9 protein-coding genes are annotated in these 12,252 nt (G+C 56.7%); 3 read left to right on the top strand and 6 right to left on the bottom strand.

Annotation, left to right across the window (positions count from 1 at the left end; translation table 11 throughout):
* Nucleotides 1-80: 80 nt before the first annotated feature.
* The gene (locus tag HFP54_RS24865) at nucleotides 81-1,532 is read left to right on the top strand and encodes a sulfatase family protein (protein ID WP_235952372.1); all 1,452 of its coding nucleotides are present in this window, start codon (nucleotides 81-83) and stop codon (nucleotides 1,530-1,532) included.
* A gap of 43 nt (nucleotides 1,533-1,575) precedes the next feature.
* Here the strand turns inward: HFP54_RS24865 and HFP54_RS24860 are convergent, their stop codons facing one another.
* The 6 genes from HFP54_RS24860 to HFP54_RS24835 form a co-directional block, all read right to left on the bottom strand.
* Nucleotides 1,576-3,099, bottom strand: coding sequence for a mercuric reductase (locus HFP54_RS24860; RefSeq protein WP_168567257.1), 1,524 nt, complete (start codon nucleotides 3,097-3,099; stop codon nucleotides 1,576-1,578).
* A 79-nt stretch (nucleotides 3,100-3,178) separates the two neighbouring features.
* Complete coding sequence (locus HFP54_RS24855; protein WP_168567256.1) at nucleotides 3,179-4,057, bottom strand: TVP38/TMEM64 family protein; 879 nt, start codon at nucleotides 4,055-4,057, stop codon at nucleotides 3,179-3,181.
* A gap of 220 nt (nucleotides 4,058-4,277) precedes the next feature.
* Entirely contained in the window at nucleotides 4,278-6,524 is a 2,247-nt protein-coding gene (locus HFP54_RS24850; RefSeq protein ID WP_168567255.1) for a sulfatase-like hydrolase/transferase, read from the bottom strand.
* 142 nt (nucleotides 6,525-6,666) lie between these two features.
* Nucleotides 6,667-7,527 carry an SDR family oxidoreductase gene (locus HFP54_RS24845; protein WP_168567254.1) on the bottom strand — a complete coding sequence of 287 codons (861 nt, stop codon included), beginning with the start codon at nucleotides 7,525-7,527 and terminating at the stop codon, nucleotides 6,667-6,669.
* Nucleotides 7,528-7,720: 193 nt separating this feature from the next.
* Nucleotides 7,721-8,095, bottom strand: coding sequence for a response regulator (locus HFP54_RS24840; RefSeq protein ID WP_146414805.1), 375 nt, complete (start codon nucleotides 8,093-8,095; stop codon nucleotides 7,721-7,723).
* Nucleotides 8,061-9,707, bottom strand: a complete 1,647-nt coding sequence (locus tag HFP54_RS24835; protein ID WP_168567253.1) for an ATP-binding protein — start codon at nucleotides 9,705-9,707, stop codon at nucleotides 8,061-8,063. Before HFP54_RS24835 ends, HFP54_RS24840 begins: the two co-directional genes overlap by 35 nt.
* A 218-nt stretch (nucleotides 9,708-9,925) precedes the next feature.
* Between HFP54_RS24835 and HFP54_RS24830 the strand changes: the two genes are divergently transcribed.
* Nucleotides 9,926-11,263: a sigma-54-dependent transcriptional regulator gene (locus tag HFP54_RS24830; protein ID WP_168567252.1), complete on the top strand. Its 1,338-nt coding sequence runs from the start codon at nucleotides 9,926-9,928 to the stop codon at nucleotides 11,261-11,263.
* Between the two features lie 366 nt (nucleotides 11,264-11,629).
* A partial coding sequence (nfsB, locus tag HFP54_RS24825; RefSeq protein ID WP_168567251.1) for an oxygen-insensitive NAD(P)H nitroreductase occupies nucleotides 11,630-12,252 on the top strand: 623 nt, incomplete at its 3' end.

The following is a 12,252-nucleotide window of genomic DNA, read 5'->3' as shown; positions in this document are numbered from 1 at the left end:
TACTGCGTGCGAGCATCGATCGAAATGGATCACCCGACATTTGACCTTTTATGCGCGAGATCGTCCCAGCAATGTTGTTTATGAAACCGAACCCATGCCATTGGTTGATGGGGATCGCCATTGCCGTTTTAGCATCGATGGGGCCGGGGCATTGTGCCGACCGCCCCAACGTCATGTTCATCTTGGCCGAAGATCAGGGGGCGCAGGCGGGCTACTTGGGAACGCCGGGACTGCAAACGCCTAGCATTGATGGTCTGGCCCGATCCGGGATTTATTTCACCAATGCGATGGTCGCCTATCCGGTGTGTTCGGCATCTAAAGCCGCCTTGTACACGGGACTGCACAATCACACCAACGGGATTTTGAACAACACGTACAACTACCACAAACCCGCCGATCAGGTCACGCCGCAAGAACGTCGCCGGCCATTGTACCGCCTCAACCGAATTCGCGATCCCTATATCACGCTGACACAGATTTTGCATGACAGCGGATACTTCCAAGGGGTCACGCACAAGTTGCATGTCTTGCCCAATGAAAAGTTTCCCTATGACCAATTCATGCACGGTGGACGCGAGGAGATACATCGCTTTATTGAAACTGCGGATCAGTCGGGCCGGCCATGGTTCTTGATGGTCAACGTTCCGCATTCACACCGGCCGTATCCCAACAGCGACAAACAGGCGATTCGTGTCGATCCGAGCAAGGTTCAGCCGCCCAGCTTTCTGCCAGAGTCCGAAATCATCCGTAAAGATTGGTCCGAATACTTGGCGGCGATTGAACAAACCGACCATGCGGTAGGTCAGGCCTTGGATGTGTTGCAACAAACCGGTCACGCCGACGATACGCTGGTCGTGTACCTCAGCGATCATGGTCCGACGTATCAACATGGCAAGATGACGCTGTATGACTTGGGGCTTCGTGTTCCGTTGATCTTTCGAGGCCCAGGTGTGGTTCGCGGACAATGTTCGGATGCTTTGGTCAGCGAAGTGGATCTTTTGCCGACGTTGTTGGAATACTGCGACATTGACCACACGTTTGATGTGCCGATTCATGGTCGTTCCATCGCCGGTGTCGTTCGTGGAGAGACAGCATCGACGGGGCGGGAATACATCTATGCCGAGATATCCGATCGTGGGCCGCTGCCCAACGACGGGATGCAAGAACGCATGATCTTTGATGGCCGGATGAAGCTGATCTATCGTGAGAACGTCGAAACCGGCTGGCGACAGGTCAACGCGGATTCACGCGAGTTTCCGAAGTGGGGCAATCGTGTCTACGATGAAACGATTCGTTTGAAGGATCGCTTCCCGGTCGCCTATCGAATCCTAGCTGAAATGGACCCACAAAATCTGGGCGGCGAAGTTCCGAAATTGGAACTCTATGACCTTTCGACTGACCCTGACGAACTCCGCAATCGGATTGACGATCCGGAGTACCACGATGACAGGGAACGCTTGTTAAGGGAATTGACTCAGTGGTGTCGCCAGACCAAGGACGTCTCGGTGACCCTGGGACAAACACAGCCCTGAAGCTTTCGGGCCACTTATCGGCGATCGCCTGCGTCCACGTCTTCTAACTCCCAACATTGAAACGACGCAGTGCGGCCAGCACGGTTTTGCTGGTGGCGGTCAGCCGTGTCCGGTTGTATTGGTCACCCAGCTTTCGGATCGCTTCGGCCTGGGTTGGGTAGGGATGAATGACGTTGGCGATGGCACCCAAACCGATCTTTTGCTGCATCGCCAGTGTAATCTGCGAAATCAAATCACCGGCGTGCCGGGCCACGATGGTGGCCCCCAAAATGCGATCGGTGCCTTTGCGTGTGTGGATTTTTACAAACCCATCGGTCTCACCGTCCAAGATCGCTCGATCGACTTCCGACATCGATTGCCGGTAGGTATCAATCTTCACGCCGTCTTTGTCGGCCTGTCGTTCACTGATCCCGACATGAGCAATCTCTGGGGTTGTGTAGGTGGACCAGGGAATGATCAGGTCGCTGAATTTCTTTTTCCCCAGCGGCCCCACCGCGAACAACGCATTTTGAATCACCATTCGTGCGGCGAAGTCGGCGGCATGCGTGAACTTGAACTTGGAACAGACGTCGCCGGCGGCGAAGATCTTGGCGTTGGTGGTTTGCAAGTGATCGTCAACCTGGACACCATGCTGGTCGTAGGCGACGCCGACGGATTCCAAATTCAATCCTTCGACGTTGGGAGTCCGTCCGACAGCGACCAGCAATTGATCGACCGAATGATCGTACGACGTTCCGCTGGCTTCGACACTGACGTGAATCTGTGGCGACTGCCGGACCTTCAATTCGCGGCCACAACACAACAGATGGACGCCATCACGAATCAGCGATTGTCTGACAATGTCTGCGGCATCCGGATCCTCTTTTGAAAGGATGCCTTGGGCGGAATCGATCAGATACACCTCCGAACCGAGTTGGGCGAAGGCCTGTGCCAATTCACAGCCGATGGGGCCGGCACCAATGACCCCGAATCGTTTGGGCAATTCGGTAAGCGAGAAGACCGATTCGTTGGTCAGATAGTTGACATCATCCAGGCCTGGGATCGACGGAACGGCGGCCCGGGCACCGGTGGCGATGACGGCGCGTTTGAACTTCAGCGTCTGATCGGCGACTTCGATCGTTTGGCTGTCGACGAACCGTGCGGACCCAAAGAAAACGTCCACGCCCAATTTTGAAAATCGTGATGCCGAATCGTTTTCGCTGATTTCCGCTCGCAATCGCCGCATTCGTTGCATCACGCCGGCGAAGTCAACGTCGATGTCGCCGGTGGTCTTCACGCCATGGTCGGCAGACCGTCGAACACCGCGAGCCACCCGTGCCGCACTGATCACGCCCTTGGACGGAACACATCCGACGTTCAGACAATCGCCACCCATCAAATCGCGTTCGATCAGGGCGACTTTCGCACCCAATCCTGCGGCACCGGCGGCCGTCACCAAGCCCGCGGTGCCTGCGCCGATCACGACCAGATGATACGGCCCCGTCGGGGTCGGGTTGGTCCAAGTCGGTGGATGAACGTTGGATTCCAAACGCTGATTGTCTTCACCGTCGGGCTGCAAGGCGTTCATACAAGCGTTCTCCGTTGGGCAATTCGAAACCGGCAAATGATCAACGCGTCAATGGTGACAGGTGCACGGGCCGTTCAGCTCAATTTGACGCGGCTGCGGACTGTACGGCCGGATCAAACTGACCGGCGATTTGGTCTTGGTGCGTCGCAACATACGTTGCGGCGATCCCCATGATCACGGCAAACGCCGCGGCCAATCCCGTACGCATGGATTTGGCTGGGGCTGGGCCTTTCGCCGTATCGATCGATCCAGCGGTTTCATCCGACGATGCGGCATTCTCCGGTGCAGTGACCTGTTCTTTTAAGGAACGGCTGGCCAAGCGTGTGACATAGACCGTGACCACGATCGTGGCCAGCAAGCCGACGCCTAGCAAGATCCATTCACCCGTGGTGCGTTGACGATCGCTGCCGACCGCCGCGCCAGTCAAATGCCCAAGGTAGACGTACATGAAGGTGCCGGGCAGCATTGCCAGCCAACTGGTCCCCACGCATGGCCAAAAACCGATGGGCGTCAAACCGTAAAGGTAGTTCTGGACATTGAACGGTATCGCGGGGGAAAGCCGCAAAAGTCCCACGATCTTCCAACCGCCTTCGCCGATGGCACGATCCATGGCCGCAAAGTGTCGGTTGTTCGACGCCAGTCGTTCGACCGAATCACGTGCGGCATAACGTGCGATCAAGAACGCGAAGGCGGATCCGACGGTGGATCCCACCGAAACGATAGCGGTGCCGACGCCAAGTCCGAAAACGGCACCCGCGACCAACGTCAAAAGCGTTCCTGGGACGAACAAGACAGTCGCCAGAATGTACAGAACGACCAGCGCAAATGGTCCCCAAAATCCAAGGCCGGTGATCCAGCCTTGCAAGTGTGACATCACATGGTCCAGCGGAAGCGATCGAACGATGACCAGCGCGGAAACTGCGATCACCAGGTAAGCAGCCAAACGCAGACCCGTCATCCATCGTCGTCGATCGGGGGCCTCGGATGTCGCCGATACGTCCGACCCGGCGCGACCCGATCGCGGTACATTCGTCGTGGATTCATCGACAACCATCAAAACCGTCAAGCCGTTGGGCGTGAGCACTTTCACCAAGGCGGCCGTCAGCAACTTCGTCCGACCGCTAAGCGAGTGGGAATGACGGATCGTCCGCTCGGTCCGCCAACGATCGGTGTTCGAATCAGGGGGACAATTCCTTCACAACCACGTTGCGAAAGTGAACTTCGCCCTCGCGACCGGCGTGAATTTGCAGGCCGAAGAAGCCTTGGTCGTACTGATCCGTTTTCCACTTGGCCGCCGGTTCCCCGTTGATCCAAGTTTGGATGGTGTCGCCTTTGGCCTGAATCGTGACGCGATTCCATTGGCCCATCGGCTGCATCGCTTGTCGCGCCGGTTCGTGACGGCTGAGCCACATCGGATAGATCCATCCGCCGGCACTTTGACCATAGATCCCGCCGGACCAGAACCGTTGCTTCGAATACGCTTCGACTTCGCACTGTGGACCGAAGACGGTCAATTGGCCAGCCGATCGGCCTTCGCCGGGCTTCGTCGCGGCGCGGAACATCACGCCCGTGTTGCCGTCGACCACATGTTTCAATTCCGCGGAAAAGATGAAGTCTGTGAAATCGTTGCGGTCGGTGCAAAGATAAGTGCTGGGCGACCCGGGGACACATGTTCCCACGATCGTGTCGCCGGATGCTTCGAATTTGCAATGACCACCGATGGGTTTCCAGCCGTCCAGGTTCCGGCCGTTGTACAAAGACTGAAATCCATCGGTCAAATCAGGTTCGGCGTCTTGGTGCGTTAGCATTTCCGACGGCTCAGGCAGCAACGGTTGCTTGCGGTACACGCCGACCCATTTCAGTTGGGATGCGGCAATGCGATTGGCGTCTTTTTCGTATCGTGCCAAGTGTGCATGCAGCTGCGCTTGCATTGCCGCCTTCGCATCACTGTGTTGGTCGCTGTCGGCCAAGTTGTTCCATTCGTTGGGATCGTTTTGCGTGTCGTACAGTTCTTCGCTGCCATCTTGATAGCGAATGTATCGCCATCGCCGATCTCGGACGCTGGCGTTGTCCTTGCGGAACATCGTCAGGACGCTGTCGCGGAATTTGTCTTTGGGTTTCTTCAGCAACGGGACCAGCGAATGCCCGTCCAGAACTTGCGGTCCCTCCAAGTCACACAATTCGACCAGCGTCGGATACAGGTCGATCAATCCGACCGGTGCATCACAGACCGATCCCGCCCCCGCGTACTGGGCCGCGGACGTTTTGGGCGGGACCACGATCAAAGGAACACGTGTCGATCGTTCCCAACCGGTCCACTTTCCCCAGTGGTCTTTTTCACCGAGATGCCAACCATGGTCGGACCACAAAACAATCCAAGTGTTGTCGGCCATCGGTGATGTATCCACGGCATCCAATAGGCGGCCGATTTCCTGGTCGACATAAGTCACGCAGGCCAAGTAGGCTTCGACGGCGACACGCCACTGGTCGTGCTTGACGACCGTGGAATGCAATCCCGCGGTGATCGCTTCGATCGCCCATTTGCGTCCGGTGTCACTCAGGTCATCCAGGTCGTCACCGTGATATGGCGGCAAGGCCGCGGGCTTTGTCGCAAATCGATCAAAGAACCGCTCCGGTGCAAACAGTGGAATGTGCGGACGATAATATCCCACGCACAAAAATTGTGGTTGTGTTTCGGATTCCGTCAAACGTTGTATGGCCCAGTCGGTCGCTCGAGTGTCACCCCAATCGCTGTCAGGCAGATCGAAACCGCCCCAGTCAAATGATTCACCCGCCACGTCGTCGGGACGCCGATCCGATGGCATGCGATTGATGGGCAGAACGACTTCACGCCCCAGGCTGTCCTGCAACACGTGTCGGGGGTGATCGCTACCTTTGGTGGGCAATTCCTTTTGGGTGTATTTGACGTCGCCGGCCGGGAAAGGACTCCAACGCTGGCTTTCAACCTGGTACCGCTGAAACTGTTCTTTGCCTCGGGTGTGATACAGCTTGCCGACCGCGGCGGTACGATAGCCCGCTTCTTCGAACGCTGTCGGTAAGTGGCGTGCCTGTGGATAAACCTTTTGAATGGATCCGGAATTGTTGGACCAGACGCCCGTCACGTTGGGCATCCGACCGCTGAAGATCGACGCACGGGATGGATTGCAAGCTGGTGCGGCGCAGTGTGCATTGGTAAACAACATGCCGCGTTGGGCCAAGCGATCGATGTTCGGTGTCACCGTATCGGGATGCCCTGACAGACAGCCGACCCAGTCATTCAAGTCGTCCACGGCGATGAACAGGACATTGGGACGCTGGGGCTGGGCGGCGGCACTGGGCGGACAAGCCAGCCAGGCAAGCACCGGGCCGAATACCATCGGGCCGGATAGCACCAGCCAACAGGACACGTAGTGAAACGGCTTCATCGTTACAGCCTTTGCAATTTGTCGGATCGTTGTTCGAACCGACAATGTAACGGCTGATTGCGATGGTCGCCCGGCGGATTGTGCTGCTCAGCCGATCAATGTTGCGACAGGCCGAATCGACCAGTGGTGGTGGCAAACCCACTCAGCATGATGTTGTCGTTGCCGACAAATACTGCGTCAGTCGTTCTCGCGGGGTTTGAGCGGAGCGTCCGGTCAGCTTCGCAACTGTGTCGCAGACGTTCGACATTTCGCCGGCGGCGATGGACGTATAGCTACTGATCCATGCTTCCAATTCGAAACGAGTGGCGTCCAGGTGGGCACGACTTTGAAACGCTTCGGCGATTGTTTCGTTAATGTATCGGACGGGATTGCCGGTGATCTCGGACATCAACGTGGCCGCTTGGTGCAGGTCAATGCGTTCAGGACCGCTTACTTCCAAACGCTGGTTGTTATCGAAACCATCAACAATCACCCGCGCGGCAACGGTTGCGACATCGGTCCGCGCGACGGGGGCAAACTGGCCATCACCGGCGGGTCCCCGAATCACGCCAGCGGTCACCAGGTTTGGGATCATTTCGATGTACAAGTTGTTGCGAAGCGCGGTGAAGGGGATGCCCGAAGATTCCAACGCTTGTTCGGTGTCGTAGTGATCCCGTGCCAACGTAAAGACTGCATCGGGCGACGGGTTGGTGAAGCTGGTGTAAACAATCCGATTCACGCCAGCTTGGCGACACGCATCGATCGCTGACCGATGCAAGGCACGTCGCTGTTCTGATTCCGGCAAAGACACCAGGAATACTGTGTCCGCACCCGATACGGCGGTGGCGAATGCATCGACGTCTTCATAGCTGGCCTCGCGAACGTCCGTGTTGGGCATCTGCGGCGCCCGATCGCAATCGCGAACCAGCAATCGCATCGGAAGACCTGAACGGGCCACACGTTCGGCGACTTCGCGTCCTAGTTCGCCGGTGGTTCCAGTGATGGCGACAAGTTTGGGATTCATCGTGAAATGTTGTCGGGGGTTGGGATGGGGCCCGCATTGGGTGACTGGCCGCTGGTGGGCGTCGGCGGTTGCGGTTGCCCACATACGCGCGCCTGTGGTTGCTCGGTTTCCCTTACGCCACATCGAAGGACAGAACCTGGTTCGACCGGTCAACCGATGCGATGCGAAGATGGGTGGCCGCAGGCCGCTCGCATCAGTGGGGATTACAACGGTCGGGGAATGCTTTGCAGATGGCTTGCTGCAGTTGGGGAACGTCCACGGGCTTCAACAGAAAGTCCACGGCGAATTCGATCGTCTGTCCGGCAACTTCTTCATAGCTGGACATGAAAATGACCGGAATGGCTTGCTGTTGATTGATTTCCAGTGCAGCATCCAGCCCCGACTTGTTCGGCATCCGGACGTCGGTGATGATCAAATCGGGCGTGGTCCGATGGCTTTCGTGCACCAATTGCTGGCCGTCCGACGCTTCACCGACGACACAGTAGCCCAGCTTTCGCAGCAACCGGCCAAAGCACGATCGGATGTCGTCCTCGTCATCGGCGATTACGATTCGCAGGGGCGTTTTCATCAGCGGGCTTGGGAAATGTCAACAAGAATTCGGCTCCGTCACACCGGGATTGCCCGATTTGGATCGTGCCACCATGAGCTTGCATGAAACGCAAAGCAATGGCCATGCCCAATCCGGTGCCTTTGGGTTTGGTGGAGAAAAAAGCGTCAAAAACCTTTTCACGTTGTTCTGCCGTCAGGCCCGGACCATTGTCACGCACCGTCACCACGATCGCGTCGCGACCATCCACGATCTGTTTGGTGGCCGTGATGTCGATGGTCACAGGATCTTCCGTCGCGGCCAGCGAGTTTTCGAATAAGTTTCGAAACACTTGTTCGATACGAAACGCATCGTGCGGGCATTCCAAGTCGACGCCGTCAGCGTTTTCAACCAGTGTGGCGTCACGCCCTTGTCGCAGAACGTTCAAATTGCCCCAGGCCAAACGCCAAGCATCTGCCAAATTCGCGGTCGATCGTTGAAGTCGAATTTGTCCTGCAAAGTTACGCAGGCCATCATGCAGCTTCAGCAGGTCGTCTTTGGCGCGACTGATTCGCTCCAGGTCATCACCGGCTTCCGTTCCGGACTTGATTTCATATCCCAGGACGTCAATGCCGACTTGGATCCGCTGCAACGCGTTTCGGCTTTCATGTGCGATCGCCGAAACCATCTGTCCCATCGCGGCCAGTCGTTCGGATTGAACCAGCTTCAACTGGCTTTCGGCCAAACGTTCCTCGGCAATCTTGCGTTCAGTGATGTCACGAATCAATCCCAGAAAAGCAAACGGTGAACCCTGTTCATCACGAATCACCGCGCCCACGATTTCCCCCGGGAACGTTTCGCCGGACTTGCGTCGCCAGATCAACTCGGTTGCATCAGTCGTCGTCATGGAGATCGTGTTGAAGTGTTCGTCACCCATCCGTTTGTAGTCGTCGGAACTGGCATACAGCAATTCGGTGGTTTGGCCCAAGACTTCGTCCGCGGTGTAGCCGAAAAGCTTTTCCGCCGATCCACCGAAGTGTGTGATGCGTCGGTCCAGCCCCGTCATGACCAGAGCATCGGGGATCCCGTTGACGATTGCTGTCAGGACCGCACGCTCGCGTTCGACTGCGTTCTGGTGACGCACGCGTTCAATGGCAAGCGCGGCCAGGCTGCCCATACTGGAAACAAAATCCAGGTCGCTTTCACTCGGTTTCCGTGGCTCGCGGTAATACATCGCAAACGTTCCCAACACATCACCCGTGGTGCTGATGATGGGTTCGGACCAACAAGCACGCAACGAAGCTTTCAGCGCCGCGTTGCGGGCCATTTTCCACAACGGGTCGGTTGCGATGTCTTCGACGACGACACGTCGTTTCAGATACGCGGCGGTTCCACAGGATCCCATGTCAGCTGCTGGAATCACGCCGTCGACCGCTTTGATGTATTCGTCCGGCAAACGCAGCGACGCACCGTTGCGCAACCGACCGTCGGAATCCAACAACAACACAGAACCGATCATTTCCGGTCGTGATTCCTCGGCCACCTCCACCAAAGTGTGCAAGATTTCGTCCAGCGAAGCCCCTTCGGCCAAACGTTTCAGCACGCGGGTTTGCCCCCGCAGGTCGCGTTCAATCCGCTCGTGTTGTGCAAGCATGTCTGGCTCCCAAGGATTCGATGAAGATTGGTCGCGTGCGATGAGTGTCGATCACCGCGATTTGGGAGGGTGGCGTCGGTCGCGGAATCGATTCGTTTTCGCCCCATCTATCACACGCCATCCCATCGGTTGGTGCAAGCACGGTGTGGCTGTCACACTGTGCTCATTTTCCACGCCACCTGCCGCGGAGCGACTGTTTTTCTACAATCGCTTTCATCATGAGCAACGACCAACTTCAGATCTTATTCGTCGATGACGATCCCGATTTCGCCAGTGCATGCGTACGTTGGTTCGAAAAAAGCGGTCACTCGGTCGTTCATGCGGCGAGCGGCCAAGACGGCGTCAGCGAAAGCCAGAAACGCGATTTTGATATCGCAATTCTAGATTGGAATCTTCCAGGTCTAAGCGGTCTGGAATTGGTCCAGCGGATGCGCGACACCAGCGTCGACACGGAAATCATCGTGCTGACCGGCGAAGGCACCATCGAGAATGCGGTGGAATCCATGCGTCGTGGCGTCTTCGATTTTCTGTCAAAGCCCTTCCCAATGGCCGAACTGGAACGGCGTTGCCAAGTCGCATCGGAAGCCCGGCGGCTGCGCAAAGAAAACGCCCAGCTGCGCGAAGTCATCGATCGATCCAAAAGCCCGGCCGTCCAAATGGTCGGCGAATCGGAAAAGATGAAAAAGGTCTTTCGTTTGATCGATCGTGTCGCCCCCACCGACAAGCCCGTGTTGATCCAAGGCGAAAGTGGGACCGGAAAAGAACTGGTCGCCCAAGCGATTCATCAAAACAGCACGCGTGGTGACCGCCCTTTGGTGACAGTGAACTGTGCGGCTTTGCCCGAACAGTTGGTCGAGAGTGAATTGTTCGGTCACGAAAAAGGATCGTTCACCGGTGCGACCGCGGCCAAACCGGGGCTGTTCGAAGTCGCCGATCGCAGCACCCTGTTCATCGACGAAATCGGCGAACTGCCGTTGATGCTGCAACCGAAACTGTTACGTGTGTTGGAGGATGGTTCGATGCGGCGCGTTGGATCCGAAAAGGAACGACGTGTCGATGTTCGGATCATTGCCGCGACGAATCGAAATCTGAAAGATGAGGTCGAAGCGGGACGTTTCCGCGAAGACTTGTACTATCGGATCAACGTTTTGGCGATCGACTTGCCTGCCCTGCGTGATCGTGGCTCCGACGTCGAAACGATGGTCGAACAATTCCTGGGAGACCAGCACGAATTGCACCCGCAAGCACGATCGGCATTGCTGTCCTATGATTGGCCGGGGAACGTTCGCCAATTGATCAACACCATTGAACGTGCCAAAGTGTTGACCGACGACGAGATCACGATCGATGATCTGCCCGATGAAGTTGCCGCGGACGAGTCGGCCGTCGGCGAAGAATCTGGCATTCAGGAAGGAACCTTGATGCGTCTGCAACGTCAACACATCATTGAAGTCCTGCAGCAAGAGAATGGCAACAAATCAGCCGCCGCTCGGGTTTTGGGAATCGAACGCCGCAAGCTGTACCGAATGATGAAGCAGCACGGCATTGACGGCTGATCGGCGATTCACACCGTGAAACTCGTTTACGCGGCCATCTTCGATTGGCCGTCGATTGCAGAGCGTCTTTGCAAACGTCCTTCCACTGTCTGGCGGCCGACTGTGCGTCCATTGACAAAGGTGCGCAAATTCGCGCGACGGGCCCGCGGCGGTACGGTGACCGGTTGCCTTTAAAAGGCTAAGGAGACCCGCGAATGACGCGATTCGTCGTCAGACAAATCAATTGGCACGCAGCTTGCCTTACCGGTGGCGACGGCCGGCCAGGCGGATCTTGACCTTACCCGCCCGCGGCCAATTCTGTGACGGAGGTCGGTGTAACCGAAACCGGTCACCGCCTTGTCATTCGACCAGTGGGAAAGACTGATCATGTTGGATACGAACGTCGACTGTGAATTGGACTCTGAGTCAGCACAGCTGGATATCGTCGATCACGCACTGAATCGCTACTCCGCCAAGGCTTACGATCCGGAACGAAAGATTTCACCGGAGAATGTGGAGAAGATCAAAAAGCTGCTGCGGTTCAGCCCGTCCAGCGTAAATTCGCAGCCCTGGCATTTCGTTCTGGCATCCACCGACGAAGGAAAGGAACGGGTCGCCAAAGGAACGGACGAGAAATACCCGTTCAATAGCGGTTCGATTCGTGCCGCTTCCCACGTGGTGGTCTTCTGTAGCCGATTGGACATCCAGCAGGATTACTTGACGCGGGTATTGCAACAGGAAGAAAGTGACGGACGATTTGACGCGGATCCGTCTTTCAAAGACAAAATGAATGCGGGACGAAACCTGTTCATCAACTTGCACAAACACGATTTTAAAGACGTCCAGCACTGGATGGACAAGCAAGTCTATTTGAACATCGGTGCATTCTTGTTGGGTGTGGCCGCCCTTGGAATCGATGCGACGCCGATGGAGGGCATCGATGTGAAGGCATTGGACGAAGAACTGGGACTGCGCGGAATGGCACTTAATCCACGGCAAAGTCTTGTGAC

Source organism: Crateriforma spongiae, from assembly GCF_012290005.1.
In the GTDB taxonomy this organism is placed as follows: domain Bacteria; phylum Planctomycetota; class Planctomycetia; order Pirellulales; family Pirellulaceae; genus Crateriforma; species Crateriforma spongiae.
The sequence above is the reverse complement of the archived record's forward strand: the minus strand, read 5'-3'. Positions and strand labels throughout refer to the sequence as shown.

What these genes read in the sequence shown, in the direction of transcription:
- HFP54_RS24830 (WP_168567252.1), top strand. Translation starts at nt 9,926, where the DNA reads ATGAGCAACGACCAACTTCAGATCTTATTCGTCGATGACGATCCCGAT.
- HFP54_RS24855 (WP_168567256.1), bottom strand. Translation starts at nt 4,057, where the DNA reads ATGACGGGTCTGCGTTTGGCTGCTTACCTGGTGATCGCAGTTTCCGCG.
- HFP54_RS24835 (WP_168567253.1), bottom strand. Translation starts at nt 9,707, where the DNA reads ATGCTTGCACAACACGAGCGGATTGAACGCGACCTGCGGGGGCAAACC.
- HFP54_RS24860 (WP_168567257.1), bottom strand. Translation starts at nt 3,099, where the DNA reads ATGAACGCCTTGCAGCCCGACGGTGAAGACAATCAGCGTTTGGAATCC.
- HFP54_RS24845 (WP_168567254.1), bottom strand. Translation starts at nt 7,527, where the DNA reads ATGAATCCCAAACTTGTCGCCATCACTGGAACCACCGGCGAACTAGGA.
- HFP54_RS24865 (WP_235952372.1), top strand. Translation starts at nt 81, where the DNA reads ATGAAACCGAACCCATGCCATTGGTTGATGGGGATCGCCATTGCCGTT.
- HFP54_RS24850 (WP_168567255.1), bottom strand. Translation starts at nt 6,524, where the DNA reads ATGAAGCCGTTTCACTACGTGTCCTGTTGGCTGGTGCTATCCGGCCCG.
- HFP54_RS24840 (WP_146414805.1), bottom strand. Translation starts at nt 8,095, where the DNA reads ATGAAAACGCCCCTGCGAATCGTAATCGCCGATGACGAGGACGACATC.